This window comes from Pseudorhodoferax soli, from assembly GCF_003337555.1.
Classification (GTDB): Bacteria; Pseudomonadota; Gammaproteobacteria; order Burkholderiales; family Burkholderiaceae_C; genus Pseudorhodoferax; species Pseudorhodoferax soli.
Map to the genome: position 1 here is coordinate 186,983 of NZ_QPJK01000011.1, position 19,619 is coordinate 206,601.

Here is a 19,619-nt window from a genome sequence, read left to right on the forward strand (position 1 = left end):
ATGACCTGCATATTAGCTGGCTCAGTGAAACGCAACAAATTTGAATTCAAACAAGCGCTCACTCAAGCGGCACGACCTCGGCGTCGAAGTGGCACAAACGAACTCGGCAATCACTCCCCCGACATCCCGTGACCCCACTTTGACGCCACGGATAACAGAAGATACTCAGCACTCAACAGCGCTTGCACGTGTGCCTTGAGGTCAGCCAACTGGGCTGGCGGAGGCGTGGCCTCGAATGTGAGGCGGGTTTCTTGTTGACAGAAGATTCAATTGCGAAATGGGGGAGCCTACTTCAGCAGGGGCTTGTGCATGAAGCGTAGTCTCAAGGGCTGAGTGAGCGGCGGGCTTCGCTCAACTGTGGCGCTTGAGCCCCACAAACTCCAGCATCAAATGATGGCAGATGAAGTCTTGGGCATACGGCTTTCCAGCGGGGGGCGTCCGGACGTGATAGGAAATTCGGTGCGCACGCGCGGATGAAGGGCCACCCACCGGGTGGAGCATGCATCCCAATTTCTTGCCGATGCCGTCTAGTGCATCCGACGTGTTTCCGCTCAGCAAGTAGCCAAGCATGGCCGCTGATCCGGTGAAAGGCGCGTAGCGGCAGGTTAGGAACTGCTGCCTGATGTCGTCCAGGTACTCCGAGATCCTTCCGGCGGTCTCTAGTACCTTCGCCTCCAAGGGCCACATCAATCGTTCGTCTGACCGAAGTACAAACGCGATGTCGTACTGGGGCGGCTGCGCTGGCGGCGCCGCCATGGTCTCGTGTTCATAAGCGCCATGTTGAACTCGAAAGGGTTCATCGCCCGTCATCGCATCGTTGATGCGGGCTTCTAGCCGCTGGGTGATGCTGCGTTCCAGGTCGCGGGTGTCAATAGTCGGCGGTGATGCCCGCATGTCGTCATAAGCAGTCCAGACGAGTGCCAGGAGCCTGTCTGCGGGTGCCTGCATCCATGCCCTTGCTAAGGCGATGAACGCCGGGTCTGCAGAGATCGTCATTGGATGACTCGTGCAGTATCGTCTTGCTGCTGCATTCGAAATAGATCCAACGAAGCCTCGTCCGCGTCGTTCAAGGCTGTGGACCTTGTCCAATAACGATGCACGTTGGGTTTGACGATGATGATGATCGGAACGCCATGGCTGGCGTCATACAGGCGTACCACCCGCTTGGTATAGATTCCCAGTCGGTCCCCGGTGTCTTTCCCGTCCTGTAGATCTAGTCGTTCTAGTTCGTTTAGAAGCGCTAGGGTGGTCATCTTCCGCGACACGACGGAAGGGACGGATGAACGGCCGAGTTCGATGGACACCATCTGATACGGTAGCGGTTTGTCGTCCGGAGTGCAAAAAACGGTCGCGCTTACGGCCTTGTCTGCTCCAAAACCCGCCTTAAGCACACGCATGAAGTAGGTGCAGTAGTCGTGGAGGTTGGTATCTGACGGCGCTGGCTCGTCTGTACGCTGGTCGCTGACCTTTGTGCGCCCCTTCTTCTCTTGAAACTCCGCGAGCGCCAACTCGCAAAGATCCTCGACCAGCACCTGCTCCGCGTCCTTCAGCGCAAACGCCCGGTACACAGCCTCATCGATGTCCTCATAATTCTTGGCCTCCTCGGTTTGCCGCGGCAGTGGGTAGGGGATCGGAATATCCAGCAGTTCGTTTTTTAGTGCCGCGGGGCGATAGGCAGCAATTCGTCCGCTGGTGAGCTTGAGGAAGTAAACGGCCAGCAGGCTGTTTACGGTGAGGCAGGCGGCTTCAAGGAAAGCTTTAGGGCCATGGATAGAGACGTAGTTGTCATTAAATACGGCCGCCGCTTGGTTGTTCGATTGAGCCAGCCGGGACTGGAATCTGGCATGTCCCTTCTGCAGGCCCTTCTTGAGAATGAGTTGGGGCCATTCGAAAGCAGCGAAGTTGGTGGAGTCCTTGGAATGCACGCGAAGATTGCGTGCTGGAACCAGCCGGTCGGTGTCCAAGTGCATCAACGAACCGTCGGGAAATGTGGTTTGGTCGAAGAACGGCCGTCCATCCAAGTCAGGCTGAGGCCGGGTTCGGTCACCGTAGATGAAGCCTTGCCGCGTGAGCACCTCGATCGACTCGCCAGGATTGGAAATGGTTGGGTATTCAACCAAACGCTTGATTAGGGCGCGGTCGCGAGGTGACCCCCACATGAGCAATGTCCAGATGAGCGGGTCATTCAGGGCTTCATGGACACTCAAGGTACGGCAGTCCTGAGGTTCTACCACAATGGTGAACTCGTCGGTCAGCGGCTTAAGCCGTTTCGGACTGACGTACGAGATCCGGTCATTCCATGCGGGCCCGCCTGGAGACAGGACTACGATGCATGAAGGCGAAACGGACGTCTTGGTCGTGTGTGACTTGCGCTTGAATACGTCGAATCGAAGCGCTGCAAGATTCACCACCTGCTCGACGCGATGAGTCTGGAACAACTGCTTCCGAAACTCGCAGGACTTGACACTCGTGTTAAACAAGAATGCGCTTGCCGACTGAATCATAGCCACGCGCCCCGTTGGCTTCAAAAGGTGCGCTGCTTTGGCTAGGAAGAGTCCCCCGATGTCCTTGTTCGCGACCGTCCAGCTTCGCTCGTCGGCATGGGCCCACGCTCTCGCAAGTGGGGTCACGAGATCCTCGCCCCATGGTGCATTGCCAACCACGAGGTCATAGCCTTGTGCGCCTGTCCTCGTATTGATGGCTGGGCTATCCTCCGCAAAGAAGTCGCTGCACAGCAATCGTCGATTGCGCATGTTTGGAAATACAACTTGCGTCCAGTAGTGGCGCGGTTCGATCTCGTCGCACATCGCTAGATAGAGGCTGAAACAAGCGACACGCACGGCGTGTGGGTCGATATCCACCCCAATCAGGTTTCGCTCCAACAGTCTGCGCAGCAACTCGGCTCGCACCGCTTGACCTGGATTGGCCTGTCTCCAGCGATGTACCAAGCGCTGGAAAACCTTGACCAAGAAGATCCCAGACCCGCACGAGGGATCCAGCACCTTGAGATCCCATTCCAACCCGTCCCAGGGCAGCACTTTGTCCAAAACGAAGTCGACCAGATGCGGCGGCGTATAGAACACACCGCCGTCGGCTGCGCGTTCATCGACGAAGGTCTCGTAGATGCTACTGATGAACTCCAACGGAATGACGTCGAATGAGTACTTCGGCCAGAGGCAATGCTGGCCTGACGGCATGTCGACATTGCCCCGAATGAAATCGGCCAACAACGACAGATGTCTCTTGTTGACAATGCGCTTTTCTGCGGCCCAGCCTTTTGCGCGGGCTTGCGGCGTATCCCCCTTCCCAGGGAAGAGGTCGCCATTGAAGCGTTCATTGAGCCATTCGAACAATGCGTAGGCGTCCGTGTAGCTAGAAAGAATACTGTCGAAGCCTGCATGGGGCTTGCTCAGCACGCCTTCTGCATGAAGTCGTGCGAGTTTGGACGCTGTTAGGGCAGGATTGCCATCCACGTCTTTCCGGTCAAACAGGAACTGGACAAAAATGATCCGGGCAAGCAGATCGTGGCAAACATCGTCGTCGCTCAAGCCGATCTCTGCGAGGAGCTGCCTGACGTGCCTCAGGTTCCCCAGCAACAACTGATCGGCGCGGCCATCCCTATCAAAACGCCTGGCATGATTGGAGAAAAACACACCAGATACCAGATTGATCCAATGTAAGGACTGCGCCGCAAATCGCTCAATCGCCAAAGTCTGTAATCCGGCGACCTCGTCCGCAGTCATGGTATGGACTATCCGGTCCGAGGGCTTCTGGCCGGAGACTGGAGCTTCGCAGCATGTCCACACGCGAACAAGGCTAGGTTCGACTGTGATCAATGCCGGACAATGAGAGAAGTTCCAAGCCAACCGGTGAAGTTCACTGAGCGTGGCATCCGAGGCCGGTTGCGAGAACTCAACCACGACCGCAATGGGCGGTTCAGTGCTGACAGCGCTCGGCACGGCGGCGAGAACACCGATACGACACCCTTGGCCTTCAGCTTCGCCAGTCAGAGCACGGCCTACTTTCTCTTGCACCAAAGCCGCAAACTTCGCCGCGCCAGCGCCGTCCGGTCGCAAAACCTGCTCAGGGTGGTTCCAGCCTAAACTTTCGTGGAGCCAGTCCAGAGTGAAAACAGGCTGCCTGATCACGATTGCAGCTCCAACTGTTCTTGCTTGTCGCCACCGAAGCGGCCAGGCCTGGCCGCGCCCCTTGGCTTCTTGGGCGTCCGCTCAATTCTTGCCAGCACGTCATCGAAGCCGATGCCGCGCCCCTTCAACTCTGAAAGCAGCCTGGCAATAACAGCCAAATGGGTCGGTACCCTGCCGACACCGGCGTAGTTCGACACGGAGTTCTTGTTCATCCCTATGAGTTCTGCAAATGCGCGTACGCTGAGCCCAGCCAAGGCCAGCTCAACAAGGAAGGCATCGTAGGTCATTCAGCTATAGTCCTGCAGCAAGATACACATTATTTTATGTCTGAAGACACACAAAATAGTGTGCAACTCCCCACTTATCCTTTCTTCGTCCGTATTGAAAGCGTGTGAGCCGGTGCGCGCAGTGGCGCCACGGCTCGCGCTCGGCTGAGCCCGTGCGTGTCCGCCCCCTTTCTGAAGGCGCAGTAGCTCTATTGGTCGGCGGCGACGGGAGCCTTTCAACTGCTAAAGCAGGACGTCGAAATGGCCGGCCAAGCCTCTTCGTACACACTGGGGACGGGCAATGTGAGACGGCGCGCGGTCAGCCCGAGGCAGCCAAGAAGTGCCGCCAAGAAGAAGACCCCTGCCCCGGCAAAGCCAGGACAGGGGGTCAAAGAGGCCTTGATCAGACCTTCGCCAGCAGCTCCTTAGCCAGCGCAACTTCCAGGCTGTCACCCTGGGACTCGTTCAGCGCATCCAGCCCGGATTCCGGCATCTCACCGGACGTGGACTGCGACACCGCGATCTTCTGCCCCATGAGGCGCAGGCAGTCCATCTGCGAGGTGCCCTGATAGCCCAGGAAGAATACCCTCACAGGTTTCCTCTGGCCGATCCGCCAACTGCGCCGCGCGGCTTGCAGCACGGTGTAGACGTTGAAGCCCGACTGCATGAACACGATGGTCGGAAACTCCAGCATGTCCAGGCCGGTCTTGACCAGCTCGGGGTTGCATACCACCACATCGACACCGCGCTCCACCTGCTCGGCGAGCCAGTCCTCGCGCTTCGATGCATCCACGGTCGCTCGCAGGATCGCGGTCTTGAGACTTTGGACCTCGAGCTGGTGGCGCAGCCTGGCCGTCGTGTCCCGGGTACCCGAGTAGATCGAGTAGACCAGCACACGACGGCCTGCCGCCTTCTCCTGCTTGCACAGGTCGATGAGCCAGCGCTCCTTTGGCATCAGATCAGCATCGCCGAACACCGCCGGCTGCAGGTGCAGGAGCGAACGTGTGCGCGGATGCCGCACCGTCTCGTCCCTGAAACTGCAGTCTGGCCAGGCCAGCAGCACGTTCATCACTACACCCAGCAGAGTGCTGTCCTTCATGGCCAGCGCCTGCTTGAGGATGCGCACCAGGTTGCCCGCCATGCGATGGTAGGCCGAGGCTTGCTCCTCGGTCATGGCGACGGGCTGGAACACCTCGTCGTACGGTGGCAGGGCCTTCGCATCGATCTCCCGCAGCTTCAGGAACACGGTGATGGGCAGGACGTAGCGCAGAATGCCCACGGGTCCGAACCCTGGTGCCTTGCTCGTGCGTACGGTGAGGCTCTTGCCCTTCGCTGTCCGGTGGGAGCCGGACGACGTCTCCTTGTAGATGTCCTTGAGCACGCCGTGGGCGCGCATGAAGGACATCGCGGCCGATGCGAACGAACCGCGGTCGTTGGGCTTGAAACCGTCGGCCACCATGACCGAAGGGTTGATCCGCCAGAGCAGATGGAAGAGATCGTCGGCGTAGCCCCCCATGAGCGTGCCGGTCAGCAGCAGCGTCTTGCGACACTGGCTGGCCAACACGCCCATGGCCTGGCCCTGGGCCGAACCCTCGTTCTTGTACTCGTGGCCCTCGTCGACAACCAGCAGGCCGAAGTGCTTCCGTGGCAGATAGCGTTTCACGAACTCCGTGGCCTGGTAGCCGCCCTGCCCGATCGAGAACTCGAAGCTGGCCATCGCGCGCTCCAGCCTACGGGCCTGCCGGTCGTTGAAGACCAGCCCACCGTTCTCGTCCATGAGGTTGATGAACTCGTAGACGTTGTCTTCCAGCATGCTGCCCAGCAGCGACTCGCCGAACATGTCGAGAAGACGCTTGGACGCGGCCGGCCCGATGGTCGGCAACTGCTGCATGGCGTCTCCCACGAGCTCGCGCATGGACTGCTTGGCTGTGCCGGGGCGCATCAGTGTCCACAGCGGGCTGCGGCAGGTCTTCGACGGGCACAGGGCCCGGCGATCGCTCAGCACTGCATTGGCCATCTCGACAGAGAGCCATGAGGCATGCCCCTCGGCGTCCGGGCGCTCCAGCGGCTTCATGCACTGCGGGCAGCAGGCAACTGTCCAGGTCTGCCCATCGGCGCGCAGCCGGCGATTCACATACGCTGGTTTCCAATGGAAACCCATCCGCATCCTCACGCGGCCGAGCACGTAGAACTCGGGCTGCGTGGTCTTCAGGCCCAGCGCACTGCGCACCAGGAGCAGCTTGCGCAGCGTGTCGGGGCCGTTGAGCACCCAGACCTTGGCGTTGGGCACCGTCTCCAGGATCTCGCGGCGCCACTTGTAGACCAGGTGCGGCGGGCTGACGACCAGGGTGCGCGGATGCTGCTGCGACACGATGGTCGCGGCGCAGATCGCCATCATGGTCTTGCCCGTGCCCATCTCCGCATTCAGGACTGCGGCGGGCTCGCCATGATCCAGAAGCAACTTGCACAGCGCCTGCACCGCCTCGGCCTGGGCCGCGAAGGGCCGGCGCTTGAGCGACTGCATGGCGGCCTGGCGGCTCTGCCACGCGGGCGTGAGCTGCTCGACCGTCGGCAGGTAGACGGGGGGATTGCTCTCCCGAATCTGGGCCAGCATGCTGGGCCCGAAGGCCCGCATGAAGTCGCCCAGGGCGATCGTCTCGCCCACGACGTTGTCGATGATGTCGGCCACCTCGGTGCCGTCGGCGGCGGAGGCTTGCGCCTCAGATGGGCCGTCCTGGGCCGCGAGGGCGTCGCCGGCACCAGTGCCGGCGGCGCTGTCCGCGGCCGCTACTTCTTCCAAGTTGTCCGTGCTGTTCATGGTTTCTCTCCTTCTCGGGGTTGAAATGGAGGGAACCGCGCCCCCGTGGGGACGTGATCCCCACGGGGTTGAGATAAAAGTGCTGGCGTTGCCGGCTGCCTCAGATGACGAATAGTTTGCGTTTGACCTGCTCGCTGACGAAGCGCAGGAAGTGGTCGGTGATGCTCACGCGCATGGCGTCTACGTTGCCGATCGCTGGGTACATAGACCCGTCCAGACGCTCGTGGGCGTTCTTCTCCAGGCACCAGGCCTGCACGTCGGCTTTCCAGGGAGCTGCCAACGCGACCGGCGAGAGCTGCAAGGTGAGCTCCCAGGCCTTGGCCAGCAGCCCATCCAGGCGCCGGTCAGCGCAAGCGCTGGCCGGGCTGTCGTTGACGGTCCGATGCATCGCCCAGCCGATCCGGTTGGCCCGGTCCAGCTCGACGAGCGCCTTGTCGTACATCCAGACCTGCGTGAGCGGCCCGAACAGGTTCTGGCGCGGCAGCCGGCCGGAGAACTTGGTCAGCCGGTCAGCGTTGCCGACCTCGACCGCATGGCGTGCACCGTCGGTGCCGACCAGGTGGAAGCGGCGGACACCGCCCTCCTTGTGGCCGATCTGCAGCGCAGCCTCGAACTGCATGATGGAACCGTCGCGACCATAGGCGGAGAGGAACTTGAGCGTGCCGGCGCTGTCGCGCAGGCAGGCATCGGCGAACACCTCCGGAAACTCCGCGACGAAGAACATCGGCTCAGACATGCTGGACCTCCGCACCTTGGCTGTCCTCGGTGTCGTCCTCGCGGACCATCACCCAGGCACTGACCCAGCAGCCGTCATCCGTCGCTGCCACGATCGCGTCCTCGTCGACCTCGATGTCGTTGTCCGACGGAATGGCGTAGGTGGACCTTGCCGCCTCGATCTGGCTCTTGTACCGGAGCCGATCGTCGCGCAGCATGTCCAGATGGCATGCGAGCTCTCGGACCGCCGCGGCCAGGTCGCCCCGCTCCCAGCTGTCAACGACCTGTACGGCCAGGCGTTCGATCTCAGACATGGGCCACCTCCAGCGCACGCTCACCCCAGGCCTCTTCGCGACAGGTGTCGTCGATCGGTCCCAGGGCATCGCTGTAGTGCAGCCGGATCTGGCCCAGGATCCATGGCAGCTTGGACAAGGCGAGCGCGTGGCGCACCCGCAGCTGTTGCTCGTGCAGCGCTTCGCAGGTGAAGACCGAGACCAGAAGGTCGAAGTCCCCTACTCGCGCAGCGTCGCCGTCATCGTGAACAGGTCCGCTGCCGTCGATGCGCAGCAGGACCGTTGCCCGTGTCACCAAGGTGTTCGCCCGGGTTTCCGAGCGCGCTGTCGTGATCGCCAGAAAGCGATCGCCTCCAAGGTTGAGGAAACTCTCGGCTTGCCAGCCGTTGCTGGCTTGTGTGAGCTGGATGTACAAGATCTTCTCCTGTGCAAGCGCGAGACGTCCCCTGCGGGGACGGAGCCCCGCGCGGGTGGTTGGAATGGCACCGAGGTGCCGCGAAGCCCAGCCAGGTGTGGCCGGCGCGCTGTGAGGGCTGAGCGCGCCCAGAAACCGCTGTGATGCAGATGAACGGTTTCCCGATGCCGCCGGCGCGCCCTTGCGGGCGGCCAGCTGCAGCGGGAAGCCGTCGCTTCCAGGTTGGAGAGATCGGACCGCCGCGGCGCGAGGCGCCACGACAGTCCGTACGTGTGAGCTTTCGGAGCTGCTACCCCTCGGCCGGGCCAGGCAGCGCAACATCGAGCGCGTACTGCGCATCCAGCTTGGCCTTGACCTCCTGCGCCACGCCGATCCACGCCTTCCCGTTCAGGAAGTCGCTGTCGAACTTGGCTGGATCCGCAGTCGCCATGGCTTCGGCGTAGTTCCGGATCGCCTCGATCACGAAGACCTGGACCAGGCCGCCATAGCGGCTGTAGTTCATCAGGTCGGACACGAATTCCTCGTTCGACATGCGCCGGGGCATCTCGAGCTCGTCCGCGTCGTTCACGCCGCCACCTCGGAGGAGCTGGCCGCCGCTACTGCAGCGGTGTCCGTGGCCACCGCGTCGGAGGTCTCGGCGGTAGGCTGAGCCGCGTTGGCTTCACGGTCCTCTTCCTCGTAGTGCTTGCGCACCTGGAAGAGGATGCTTTCCATCTGGGCCATCGCCGTGTCGTGCTGAGTTTGGATGGCCTTCGATGTCGCGCGCGTAGGATTGAGCGACAGGACGGTCTTCTGAAAATCTCCGCCCTTCGAGCCGAAGCCCATCCGGTGTGTCCTGAAGCTGCCCTCGATCTTGCTGACCGTCGCATAGGTCCTCACGGTACCGTTGCTGTCGCGGCGCGTGCGAATGGAAAGCTCGCGGTTGTGCTCGAGCTTCGTGACCGACTCAGCGACCCAGTTGCCGTCGCGCTTGGTGAGACGGTGAGTGAACGTCGTCATGTTGAACTCCAAGTTGCGCGGGTTGCCGCCTTGCGGGCGGGCCCGCAAGGGTGGTGAAGAAGGCACCGAGGTGCCGCAATGCCCTGCCACGAAGTGGCCGGCGCGCTCGAAGGGCTGAGCGCGCACTGGAAACCGTGTGATTGGTGGACGGTTTCCCGCTGGACCCGTACCCAGGTGCAGCGGGAAGCCGTCGCTTCCCAGTTGAGAAATGGATCAGTCGACGGGCTTGGGCCCTGGCGGCCCCCGCGGGGTCAACGCCAGCGATCCGACCGAGGACGGTCCCTACGCGATCTGGGGCGCGTCATGGTCGCCATCGAGATCGACGCGCGACCAGGAGGACTCCCCGTTCAAGCGCAAGGCCTGCTGGTGGTAGGCGCTCCCCGCCGCCGCTGCGGATATGACGTGGAGTACTGCGTGCTCATCCGTTGGATGCGATGGCCAGCCCTCGGCCGGAGGGTCAGGCAGGTTCGGGCTCGTCAATGCGCTGGATCTCCAGCACGCCGTTGGCGTTGAAGAGGCCCCAGCCCTCGCGAACTGCCTGTGCGTTGTCAAAGTCGTCGAACGAGATGACGGTCTTGGTCATGGTCTTCCTTGGTTGAACAGGGTCGACCGGTCCCGCGGGCTTGGAAGACCCTGGGGTTGCGTTAATGACGATGCCCCGATCTGGGGGCGGTCGGAGCTACTAGCGCGTGAGCCTCATCAGCAAGATGTCATCGACCACGTCGCGTGCGATGGCTTTCGCCTTCGCCACGGACGGAATCTCCCGCACATCTCTTACGAGCCATCCGCATTCGGACAGCATCACAAGTGCGGCCTCCATGGCAGCGGCGAGTTCCAGCTCCTTGGCGAGGCCGATGGCCTCGTCGGTCAGGTCCTGCACGAGCGGTGTCACGTCGTCGTCCAACATCGAGCGCTGGCCTTCGGTGATGAGCCTGTGCACCTTGCGGAGCAAGACGATCATGTCGGCCCGTGTTGGGGCTGCGACCGTGTCGGGTGCGGTGCTCGAGCAGTTGTCGCACGAGGCCTTCCCGTGCGGGATGATGGCGAGGCACTGCTTGCAGTTCGGCGCCAGTACGCTGGCGTCGTTCGTGAGCCCTGTCGGCCTGCGCTGCCCGACTGTGGAAGTTTGCTCGATCATGGATGTGCTCCTGTGATCTGCAAGGCTTCGCCCCGACGGGGCTTGGCCCCGCATGGGTTGATGAAAGGCGGCACCGAGGTGCCGATGTGCCCAGCCACACGTGGCCGGCGCGCTTGCAGGGCTGAGCGCGCCTGGAAACCGCTTGAAGTCGGTTGACGGTTTCCCGCTGGGCCCTGCAGATGCGCAGGTGGCCCAGCGGGAAGCCGTCGCTTCCCAAGGTTGTGGATCAGGAGATCAGTACTCGGATGGCAGCAGCACCGTCGTCACGCTGCGGTCCCACTCCGTGATCACGTAGATCTTCAGGTCCTGATCGACCTGGTAGGCCGAGACCAGACGGTCTTCACCTTTCAGTGCCCGGTCGTTCAAGGCCTTGTCGCTCGCGCAGACATCGCCCCAGTCGCCCGAGCCGTGCCGCTTGAGGTACGGGGCCGGGTTCATGCGGCCCGCCATGACAAGGTCCCAGATGCCGCTGGTGACGACGAGGTCGCCGAGCGGGAACTTGACGCCCTCCAGGGGGATGGCCGTGATGCTCAGCATGGCTGGGCTCCTTGACCGTCCTCCGACGCGGTCCGCAGGGCATTGGCACGCGACGCGGGCAGCAAGTTCACCTGGCCGGTGAGGCCGGGCAACACGATCTCGACCAGCGGCTCCCCGAGCTTGGCCTCCACCTCGGCGCGCAGCGCCTTCGTGAGCAGCAGGTCTTCTCCTTCGAACTCGAAGTAGAAGAACGGTTGGCCGGCCAGGCGCGCAATGCCGGCCGATTCGTCCTTGAGCGCCGACAAGGCCAGCTCGACGAGCTCCGGATCGACCTGCGGTGCCTTCGCCGGTGCCGGACTGACGTTGGCGCCGCTGTCGGCACCTGGATGGACTGACTTCATGGTTTCTCCTTCGATGGTTCGAGGGAGCCATCCCCAGAAGGATGTGCATCCCTCCGGGGTGGTTGAAGTGCTGGCCAGCGTGCGCTGGAGCACTGGCGGTCGCCCGATCTCGCGATCAGGTGATCTTCACGATCTGGCCCAGCCGGTAGTCCGGCGTGAACTCGATCGCATTGATGACCGGGACGAACCGGTCGAGCATCGTGACGGTGTGGGTGACTTCGCCCTTCTCGTCAACGTCCGTGGCGACGGTGCGCTGCTTGCGCTTGTAGGTGTCGCCCTTGAGCAGGAACACGCGGCCGTCCTCGGACTCGAAGCGCCCTGTGATCTGGCCCGCGGCCAAGGCCAAGGCCATGTGCCATGGGGTCATCTCGCGCAGCGGCGGCCGGCAGGCCCCTGTCGTTTGGCGAAAGTGCGTCGCAAAGGCCTGCCACAGCAGGTGACCCCGGTAGCGCTGCAGCTCGTCGCCGAGCTGCTCCGCATCAATGCGCACCGCGTGGAACGTGAACTCCTGGTCGGCAACGCTTGGCACCAGGTACGGTGCGTCTGTCCATTCCTCGGGCAGCACGGCAGCGCCGTCGACCGAGGCCTGGGCACGCGCGAGCATGTCCTGCACGGCCTTGCTCGGGTTTCCTGCCTTGCGGCGGCGACCGACCACGACGCACTGCCTGAAGCGCTGCTCGGGGGCCATGAAGACCCGCACGTCCTGGTAGTTGCGGGCCAGATGGCTGCGCATCTCGTCGTCCAGCGCATAGTGCGGAACGATGAAGACCAGGATGCCGCCGTTGGCGAGCAACGGCGTGGACTTGAACAGGAACGTGCGTTCGAGGCGCTCCGCCTTCTCTGCGTCGGCATCGCCGGCCTTGCCATTGGCCTGGTCAGCGACACCGAAACCGTACGGCGGGCTCAGGAACAGCAGGCCGATGGATCGGGCCTTGATGACGACGTCATGGAAATCCGCGTGGATCACGCGGCCCAGCACCTGCTTAGCGTGCCAGGCACGCTCCCTGTCGAACTCGACGCCCAGGGCCTCGATGTCGATGGTGCGGCTGGCAGGCTCATCGTCGGCTGTGCCGGCTGTGTGAAGCAGGCCGTGCCGCACATCTGCCAGCGCGGTGCCCTCCCCGCAGCACGGGTCGAGCAGCCTGAACGGGCCTGGGCCTGTACAGCGCAGCATGCCGATGACGCGTTCCAGCGTGACCTCGTCGGTCGGGTAGTACCCTGCCTTGACGAAGTTCTGCGCCAGGCGCGCGAACATGAGCGCCATCTCAGGCCTCCTGCTTCAGGACCTGGAGCTCGGCGCCGAAGACCAACGGTGCGTTCTCGGGGCTGGATGGACCGTTCTGCTTGACCCACCATTCCGGAGGATCCAGCGGATAGGCCAGCACACCCAGGTAGCCGCAGTCGATGGCATAGCCGACGACCTTGGCGGCGCCGATGCGGTTGACCCGCACGTAGATGGTCTGGCCGATGGCCGGCACCGGGTCCTTGCCGGACCACTTGGGCAGGTCGCTGCGTTCCATGTCGGTGGTGTGCGCGGGCACGTCCTTCAGACGGATGAGCGTGGTGGGAGTCAACATGTCAAACCTCCTTCAATGGCGGACGGGAGGCCACCTGGACAGGTGACTTCCTGTCCAGGTTGATGAAACGACGGGTTCAAGGTAATGCCTCACCGCGGGTGCGGCGGGTGCGCTTTCAAGGCTGAGCACACCGAGAAGTCCAAGGGTGAATGAACGGATGGACTTCCACAGCGACCGGCCAGTACGGCTGGACGCTGTGGGAGCCCATCGGGCTCGGGCTTTGATGGAGGTGTTTGACGCTACCCCTGGCTACCAGGTCAAGCTCGCGTGGACGCGAGCCCTGCCTGGCATGCCGGCCACCGATGCGGGGTCCAGGTGGCCTAGGAAAGGCGCGGGAGTCGCACGGAGGTCTGGCTCTGGCCACCATACCCTCGACCGCAAAGGCCGCGGCGCATCAGGTCGCCGCCACCCCGGCTGTGACAAGCCCCGCGTGGCGGGCTGTTCCATGCGGCCACCGTCAGGGCGTCAGCTGCATGGAACAACCCGCGCGCGGGTTGTTCGGGACCATCGCTATGCGACGGCCTCAACAGGATGGAAGGTCTGCTCCATCGGTTTGAAGGTGTAGTCCAGCTTGCCCAGCAGCTCGGCCTGCTTGCGGAAGGTGAGTCGGTCCACGGTCGGGTCGAGCTTGACGGGCTCGCGGCCTTGGATGCGTGCCCAGAGCTCTTCGCCGAACAGTGCACCCAGCTCGTCGCCTGGCGTCGGCGCAGTCTCGAGTTTTGAGGCAGATGGCTTGCCACCCTTGGGCTTGCCGATGCTCTTGAGCTTGGCCTTCAGGGCCGCGATGCTGACACCGTCGGATGCTTGCGCTTCCTCGGGCTCGGGGGCCGGTGCTTCGGCGGCCGCGGGGACGCGCAGAGGCTTGCGCTCGTCGATCGGATCCGGCTCGGACTGCTCCGGCATGTCTTCCAGGTCGCTGGCTTCCTGGATCTGCAGGTCGTGCAGCCGGGCGCGCAGCTCGGTGACGCCGCGGCCGAAGGCAACGTACTGGGCCAGGAAGATCTCCGAGACCCAGACCGTGGCCCGGTACTCGCCCTCGTCGAAGGCGTCCAGCAGCTGGTCCTTGACCTTGAATTCACCGATCTCGGTGCTCAGGTCCGCGACGGCGAAGGGCCCGTTGCGGCTTTGACGGATCTTGCGGACCCGCAGCGTCGTGTTCTCGATCTTGATCATGGTGTGCTCCGTTTGAAGAAATGGGAGCACCTCCGCGACGGGATGCGTGATCCCGTGGGGAAAGAGGAAGAAGCCGCGCCGAGGACCGGCGACGACAAAGGAAGGGGAAATAAGGTTGCGCCCAACCAGCCACCGGCTGGTCGGGAGCACTCGGCTCTGATGATCCGACAGGTGTCCGACCTGCCAGGTGCTGGGCGCCATAACGAGGTGTGCATCAGCGGAGTGGCGCCGCTACTTTTGCCCCAGTCTTTCGACGTTCACCTCTCAGGGGCTGAGGTGCTTCACCGGCAAGCCGGCCTCTGGTTGTTCAAGTGGTACCAGCAAACACTCGGAGAGCGTGCGAAGGATAGCGGAACTGCGCCTCCTTCGGTAGTAGCCATTGGCTACTTATGTGCATTCTCGAAATGAAACACCCCCGAGCCGCAGAGCGACTCGAGGGTGTTCAGGCTTCGTCAGTTGCGAGCGTACCGGTCGGACCGCGTGTCGCCACGTTGGTCACGGCCCTGATGCTGCCGTTCTTCACGACGATCACTGCCGCGCTCACCACCACGACTGCGCTGACCTTGACCCCGGTCGCCAGCATGGTGCTGGCCTTGGGGGCGCTGGTTCGCAGGCTCGCGGCGTTGCGGCGGCTCGGCAGGATTGGCTTCCTGCGGCTGGTCGGTGTCGGTGTTGCCACCATCACCTGCGTCGCCAGGCTCAGCGCCGGCGTCGTCCACACCACCAGCATCGCCCTCCTCCGGCTCCTCGCGCTTGTAGACGAGCTCACCGTCCACTTTGGCGGAGGTGATCAGGAGCAGACGCGCCTTGATCAAGGACGCGGTCTCCATCTCGTCGCTACGCTGTCCATTGCGGCCATCGCGCTTGCGGCGCTCGTACGTGTGGACATAGAGGTCTGCGGCCCTGAACGCCACGATGACCTTCCGTTCGGCATTGACCGCTTCTTCCAGGTCGGAGATGACCTGGATCGCGTCCTCGCCCACTACCTTCAGATCGAAGTAGGTGTACTGCGGTGAATCAGAACTGCCCCGCAGCGCGTTGATGGCGCAACTGAGGAACGGTTCGGCGCGCCGGCCGCCACTGCGGTTGTTGGTCTCGACCCAGCGCACGCGGTTGAGATAGCCGATGCCGCTCGCATGCAGGTTGAAAAACTGCTTATCTTGGGTGTCGTTCGCCATGATGATGATCTCCAAAAGAAGGACAGGAGATCGGCGCACCCATGCCGCAACCCAGAGGGTCGGACAGGGAGACTGATCTTCCCCGTCCGGGTTGCAAGGATGGAAATGTTCTGGACCTGGCCTTGGGGGCCGAGCCGTGCGCTTTTCAAGAACCGAAGCGCCTCTGTGGTGCCTTGCGGCAGTACACGGAGCGCAATCTAGTGGGTTGATGCTGGAACGTCAAACGCAGTTGACACCGGCTCTCGCACCCACAGGATCGCAACGCCTTCTAGATCAGCCCCATCTCTGCCATGCTTCGCACTGTCGTGCTGATCACGATCAGGTGGTCAAGAACACGGCAGTCCACCAGCTTCAAGGCGGCCTGCAGCTGCGACGTCAGGTGCTCGTCGGCCTTGGACGGTTCGGCCGTGCCCGAAGGGTGGTTGTGGAACAGGATGCATGCGCTCGAGTTGTGGAGCATGGCGTGCTTCACGACCTCGCGCGGATACACGACGGCTTGCGACACGGAGCCTCGAAAGAGCTCCTCGACAGCGATCACGGCATGCTGACAGTTGAGGAACACGACGCCGAAGACTTCGTGCTCCAACGTGCCCAGCTTGACGCGCAGGTACTCCTTCACCGTGGACGGTCCGTCGAGGACAGGGGTGTGCGTCAGGCGGGCTTCAAGGACCTGCTGCGCTGCTTGCAAGATCTCCGCGGGGCGCACCGTGCGGTACACGCCGCTCACGTCGCGCACGGACAGGCCGCGCTCGCGCTGATGGCCGAACCGCGAGCGGGTTGCGTTGAAGGATGACATGAATTCTCCTGCTGGTGGCGGCAGGACCCCTGACGGGATCTGGCCCGCCAGGGTTTGAATGAACGGTGGTGACCAATGCCGATGCACCGAGACGAAGAGGAATAGCTGTCGGTGCACCGCGCTTGAGCCTTCGATGCGAAACTCACGTGATGCCACGCAAGTTCACGCTGATCGAAGGCTCAGGCGGCAAGGCCGATCTGTCGCATGTGCTCGAAGAGATGGATGCGCGCGACGCTATTGAGCGCCTGCGTGCGATGGCGAGACAGCGCAAAGCTGCAGCAAACTCTGTTCTCGCAGTCGTTGCACAAGCGCCGTCGGAAGGCCGGCCAGCAGATCCGGCCGGGCAAAGCACGACCGGACCAGCCTGACCATCGAGCAGACTTCGCCAGGGGCGACTTCTGCACGCAGCGTTTCCAGACGGTCGAAGTCCGCTTCCTCCGCGGTGTTGATCCAGTCGTTGAACTCCACATGGAACAGCTTGCGCTGCTCTTCGTTCCAGGGTTGCATCTGCATGGTGTTCTCCAAGAAGTTGAAGGCACCGACGCCCATCGGGGCGTGGGAGCCCCATGGGGTTGAAAGAACGCAGGTCATGCCCCCGGGACGGGATGCAGGATCCCGCGCGGGTTGAGGGTGAGATTGCCTGGACCGGTCGCCCGGTCACGCGCGCTTGCAAGGCTGAACGCGCCTGAAACCATCGTGGTTTGGATGGATGGTTTCCCGCAGCGCCCGGATCTCCCAGACGCTGCGGGAAGCCATCGGCTTGCCTGGTGCAAGACAGCCTCGCACGCCCATCCCTCGAAGGGTGACGGCCGAGGCCTGGCGGCGCAGCTTCACTTCTTCAGCAGCGGCTGTCAAACGCAGTTGACACGCCGCTGTCGCTAAGCACGCGCAGCTGCGCACAGAGGTAGCCCAGGAGCCCTGCACGCCTGCGCTTGAACGTCGCCGCGTGCGCGGCGACGGCTCGCCAAGCCTTGCTCGATTGTTCCGCGAGCGGAAACGATGCATTGACCCGGCGCTGGTTTTTCTTCCGGCTGCCGAGTTTCACAATTCAAACCATCGATGAGACGCAAGAAAAACGACTCACCGAGACGCAGCAGACATGGTGTCCGCAGCGCCGTTTGAGACCTTGCATCCATCCACATTTTTAGGAGTCCATCATGAACAAGTTCATCGCATCCGCCCTGATCGCCGCCGCCGGTTTCGCCGCAGCTCCCAGCTTCGCTGGCGACAACATCAGCGGTGAAGTCGGCTACGTGCCCCAAGTGTCCAGCACTGCCAGCGGCCTGACCCGCGAAGCTGTTCGCGCCGACTACCTGCAAGCCGAACGCAACGGCACGCTGCCTGAGTACGGCGAAGGTGCCGACACTGGTGCCGTGGCCCAAGCCAAGAGCACGCTGACGCGTGATGCAGTGCGCGCTGAGGCCATCTACGCCGCACAGCATGGTCAACAGATCGGCGGCGAAGTCTGATCGGCCTCGAGCGTTTATGAAGAGCCGCCTTCGGGCGGCTCTTTGTCTTTGGGCGAGACCGCCGAGACAGCCTGCTGCGGCGTGCAGAGCGGGACGCCGCTGTGCGGCTGCACAGCTGTGGCTTGGCATCCATAGGGTGCCAATGCACAATCTCGCTCATGACCAACGCGCGAGACGACTTCGACCAGCGCCGCCGATACGTCGGCTGGGCCCTCATGCTGCTTGGAACGATCGCCGCGGTGTCCGGCGCGCGCTACGTTGTTGGCTTCGAGCCATTGCCGGTCGCGGCCTCGCCCGACAACATCCTCATGTTTCTGGACTTCAACCGCTACTTCGGCGTCTGGCCAGGGATGATCGGGATCGTGTCTGGCGTCGGTTTTCTCGTGATCGGTTTGCTGGTGTTGAAGGGCCTCGTCCGACCCTTGCCGGCCAACGAGCAATAGGCTCTCTAGGCTCTCCTGTCGCCGCCGGGCTGACACGGAATCTACAGGTCGACAGGCGAGACCTCAGGGCCGCACGGCAATCACGCTGCGAGCAGTTTGGATTCGACGGCAACGACTGATTCTTGATGTCCGTGTGGTGGCTCGATGGTCCAGCAGACGTCTTGCTCGGGTAACGCCTTGAAATACCTCTTTCGGTATTGCGCGCGCTCTCCTACAGACCTGCGCCACTTGGTTTTTGATACTCGCTCTTTGGCCGCTTTGCGCGGTCGCCTGATATGGCCATTAACCGTGCGATGCAAGTGCAGCCGTCGTACTTGGCCTAAACCTTGGAAATGTGAACATGGTCGCCTTGAGCGGGATCGCCTATGTCAGCAGCGCCGTGGGGGAGCAGTCCGAAGAAGCGCTCGAGGATCTTCTTCTGGATGCCCGCCAGTTCAACCATGAAGTCGGCGTGACCGGCGTTCTGCTCCACGACGAGGGCAATTTCTTTCAGTACTTCGAGGGGCCAGTCGACGGCGTTCGGGAGGTTTACAACCGGATCCTGAAAGCCACGCGACACCGCGGCATCTTCGAGCTGTTCGGAGGAACTGTCGTTCGGCGGCATTTTTCCGACTGGGTCATGGGCTTTGCCCGGGCTCCCCATTCGCAGATCCTGAAGCTGTCACAAGCGCAGTGGAAGAGCGTCGCGGCGACGCTGCCGCAGGGCAAGCAGGCGCCGGCGGGCGTGGCGTTGTTGGCGGACCACTGGAGAGCCATCGCCAGGATGGCCTGACGGGTTTGCCTCCGTCGCGGCGCAACTTGTCCCTAAGGCCGGTGGACAACTCTGTTGGCAACCGGATGAGCATCCGCCGAGAGCGTTGCTGGGCGCGGGCTACGCCACGATGCTCAACGAATGGGCAGTGCGCCTGAGACGCATCCTGCGCCGCGTGTCGGCCGCTTCAGGCCCCCTTGCGCAAGCGCTGCAGGCTGGCCAGGCCTGTTGCAAAGGCCGTCGCAAGGTCGAGATATCCACCAATGGATGGATGAATGCAGTCCGGGCTCGACCGCCCTGCGCTACAACGATGGGTTGACGCCACCCGCAGCGAGCCTGTGCGGGATAGTTGACCCCTGTCGGCATCCACTGTTCAAGAACGTTCGCCTGTGTCTGCCAGCCACCCGATGACCATTGAGGGCCTGGGTACCTCCGCCTCTCTTGCCTGGTGCCAAGCTTCAGCACTCGACTCCGAGCATCTCGCCGTGGAATTGGAGGCGCCTGCACTTTTGCTCAGGAGCGTCTCGCAGCAGATGCTCCGCGGTTCACTGCCAGTTCAATAT

Annotated in this window: 22 protein-coding genes; 3 read left to right on the forward strand and 19 right to left on the reverse strand. The window is 62.7% G+C overall.

From position 1 onward, the window contains the following. Nucleotides 1-351: 351 nt before the first annotated feature. From DES41_RS31525 to DES41_RS31615, 19 genes are all read right to left on the reverse strand, one after another. Nucleotides 352-996, reverse strand: a complete 645-nt coding sequence (locus DES41_RS31525; RefSeq protein WP_114471581.1) for a hypothetical protein — start codon at nt 994-996, stop codon at nt 352-354. Beyond that, a complete protein-coding gene (locus DES41_RS31530; protein WP_211333124.1) occupies nt 993-4,148 on the reverse strand; it encodes an HsdM family class I SAM-dependent methyltransferase in 3,156 nt (1,051 codons plus the stop codon). Before DES41_RS31530 ends, DES41_RS31525 begins: the two co-directional genes overlap by 4 nt. Beyond that, on the reverse strand, nt 4,145-4,435 hold the full coding sequence (locus DES41_RS31535; protein ID WP_114471582.1) for an XRE family transcriptional regulator: 291 nt from the start codon (nt 4,433-4,435) through the stop codon (nt 4,145-4,147). The genes DES41_RS31530 and DES41_RS31535 overlap by 4 nt, the downstream gene beginning before the upstream one ends. A 382-nt stretch (nt 4,436-4,817) precedes the next feature. Further along, complete coding sequence (locus DES41_RS31540) at nt 4,818-7,232, reverse strand: DEAD/DEAH box helicase family protein (RefSeq protein WP_114471583.1); 2,415 nt, start codon at nt 7,230-7,232, stop codon at nt 4,818-4,820. A gap of 100 nt (nt 7,233-7,332) precedes the next feature. Further along, entirely contained in the window at nt 7,333-7,968 is a 636-nt protein-coding gene (locus DES41_RS31545) for a hypothetical protein (protein ID WP_170168348.1), read from the reverse strand. Beyond that, entirely contained in the window at nt 7,961-8,260 is a 300-nt protein-coding gene (locus DES41_RS31550) for a hypothetical protein (protein WP_114471585.1), read from the reverse strand. The genes DES41_RS31545 and DES41_RS31550 overlap by 8 nt, the downstream gene beginning before the upstream one ends. Beyond that, nucleotides 8,253-8,654 (reverse strand): hypothetical protein, encoded by a 402-nt coding sequence (locus tag DES41_RS31555; RefSeq protein ID WP_114471586.1) that lies wholly within the window; start codon nt 8,652-8,654, stop codon nt 8,253-8,255. The genes DES41_RS31550 and DES41_RS31555 overlap by 8 nt, the downstream gene beginning before the upstream one ends. Before the next feature lie 289 nt (nt 8,655-8,943). Then, nucleotides 8,944-9,222, reverse strand: coding sequence for a hypothetical protein (locus tag DES41_RS31560; RefSeq protein ID WP_114471587.1), 279 nt, complete (start codon nt 9,220-9,222; stop codon nt 8,944-8,946). After that, nucleotides 9,219-9,653 (reverse strand): hypothetical protein, encoded by a 435-nt coding sequence (locus tag DES41_RS31565; RefSeq protein WP_114471588.1) that lies wholly within the window; start codon nt 9,651-9,653, stop codon nt 9,219-9,221. The genes DES41_RS31560 and DES41_RS31565 overlap by 4 nt, the downstream gene beginning before the upstream one ends. Nucleotides 9,654-10,110: 457 nt before the next feature. Beyond that, the gene (locus DES41_RS39660) at nt 10,111-10,236 is read right to left on the reverse strand and encodes a hypothetical protein (protein WP_281277248.1); all 126 of its coding nucleotides are present in this window, start codon (nt 10,234-10,236) and stop codon (nt 10,111-10,113) included. Nucleotides 10,237-10,335: 99 nt separating this feature from the next. Next, on the reverse strand, nt 10,336-10,791 hold the full coding sequence (locus DES41_RS38105; RefSeq protein WP_147283009.1) for a hypothetical protein: 456 nt from the start codon (nt 10,789-10,791) through the stop codon (nt 10,336-10,338). Nucleotides 10,792-11,025: 234 nt separating this feature from the next. Beyond that, entirely contained in the window at nt 11,026-11,328 is a 303-nt protein-coding gene (locus DES41_RS31580) for a hypothetical protein (protein ID WP_114471591.1), read from the reverse strand. Then, on the reverse strand, nt 11,322-11,669 hold the full coding sequence (locus DES41_RS31585) for a hypothetical protein (protein WP_114471592.1): 348 nt from the start codon (nt 11,667-11,669) through the stop codon (nt 11,322-11,324). The genes DES41_RS31580 and DES41_RS31585 overlap by 7 nt, the downstream gene beginning before the upstream one ends. 115 nt (nt 11,670-11,784) lie before the next feature. Then, nucleotides 11,785-12,933 (reverse strand): DUF6094 domain-containing protein, encoded by a 1,149-nt coding sequence (locus tag DES41_RS31590; RefSeq protein ID WP_114471593.1) that lies wholly within the window; start codon nt 12,931-12,933, stop codon nt 11,785-11,787. 1 nt (nt 12,934) lies between these two features. Beyond that, nucleotides 12,935-13,246: a hypothetical protein gene (locus tag DES41_RS31595; protein ID WP_114471594.1), complete on the reverse strand. Its 312-nt coding sequence runs from the start codon at nt 13,244-13,246 to the stop codon at nt 12,935-12,937. 510 nt (nt 13,247-13,756) lie between these two features. Then, nucleotides 13,757-14,419 (reverse strand): DUF3275 family protein, encoded by a 663-nt coding sequence (locus DES41_RS31600; protein ID WP_114471595.1) that lies wholly within the window; start codon nt 14,417-14,419, stop codon nt 13,757-13,759. A 452-nt stretch (nt 14,420-14,871) separates the two neighbouring features. Further along, nucleotides 14,872-15,597, reverse strand: a complete 726-nt coding sequence (locus DES41_RS31605) for a DUF3577 domain-containing protein (RefSeq protein WP_147283010.1) — start codon at nt 15,595-15,597, stop codon at nt 14,872-14,874. A 268-nt stretch (nt 15,598-15,865) separates the two neighbouring features. Continuing rightward, complete coding sequence (locus DES41_RS31610) at nt 15,866-16,393, reverse strand: JAB domain-containing protein (RefSeq protein WP_114471597.1); 528 nt, start codon at nt 16,391-16,393, stop codon at nt 15,866-15,868. 234 nt (nt 16,394-16,627) lie between these two features. Further along, on the reverse strand, nt 16,628-16,906 hold the full coding sequence (locus tag DES41_RS31615) for a hypothetical protein (protein ID WP_147283011.1): 279 nt from the start codon (nt 16,904-16,906) through the stop codon (nt 16,628-16,630). A gap of 644 nt (nt 16,907-17,550) precedes the next feature. On the opposite strand from DES41_RS31615, the gene DES41_RS31620 reads away from it, so the two are divergent. The 3 genes from DES41_RS31620 (at nt 17,551) to DES41_RS38920 (ending at nt 19,077) form a co-directional block, all read left to right on the forward strand. After that, on the forward strand, nt 17,551-17,862 hold the full coding sequence (locus DES41_RS31620) for a DUF4148 domain-containing protein (RefSeq protein ID WP_114471599.1): 312 nt from the start codon (nt 17,551-17,553) through the stop codon (nt 17,860-17,862). A 158-nt stretch (nt 17,863-18,020) separates the two neighbouring features. After that, entirely contained in the window at nt 18,021-18,305 is a 285-nt protein-coding gene (locus DES41_RS31625; protein ID WP_114471600.1) for a hypothetical protein, read from the forward strand. A gap of 340 nt (nt 18,306-18,645) precedes the next feature. Further along, nucleotides 18,646-19,077, forward strand: coding sequence for a BLUF domain-containing protein (locus tag DES41_RS38920; RefSeq protein ID WP_211333125.1), 432 nt, complete (start codon nt 18,646-18,648; stop codon nt 19,075-19,077). The last annotated feature ends 542 nt before the right edge of the window (nt 19,078-19,619 follow it).